This is a genomic window from Acidobacteriota bacterium (assembly GCA_033549365.1).
Taxonomy (GTDB): Bacteria; Acidobacteriota; Aminicenantia; order Aminicenantales; family Saccharicenantaceae; genus JAWSUF01.
This window is the reverse complement of sequence record JAWSUF010000071.1, coordinates 1-535: the sequence shown is the minus strand read 5'-3', so window position 1 is coordinate 535 and position 535 is coordinate 1. Positions and strand designations below refer to the sequence as shown.

The 535-nt window shown below is 51.4% G+C and carries 1 rRNA gene; it reads left to right on the top strand.

Features of this window, described 5'->3' with window-relative positions:
* A 23S ribosomal RNA gene (locus tag SCM96_16105) occupies positions 1–535 on the top strand; the annotation flags it as partial.

Below are 535 nucleotides of genomic sequence, written 5' to 3'. Positions count from 1 at the left end.
CCGGGAGGGGAGTGAAATAGAACCTGAAACCGTATGCTTACAATCAGTGGCAGCACTATGGCATAGCCTAGCTATGTGATGTGTGGCCGCGTACTTTTTGTAGAACGGGCCAACGAGTTACGTTCTGTAGCGAGGTTAAGTGGTTCAGCCACGAAGCCGCAGCGAAAGCGAGTCTGAATAGGGCGCATGAGTTGCAGGACGTAGACCCGAAACCGAGTGATCTACCCATGGCCAGGGTGAAGCTTGTTTAAACGCAAGTGGAGGACCGAACCCACTAATGTTGCAAAATTAGGGGATGAGCTGTGGGTAGAGGTGATATGCCAAACGAACTTGGAGATAGCTTGTTCTCCCCGAAATAGCTTTAGGGCTAGCGTCGGATGATGAGTCATGGAGGTAGAGCACTGTTTGGGCTAGGGGCCTTACCAGGTTACCGAACTCAGACAAACTCCGAATGCCATTGACTTTAGTCCGGCAGTCAGACTGCGGGAGATAAGTTTCGTAGTCGAAAGGGAAACAGCCCAGACCGTCAGCTAAG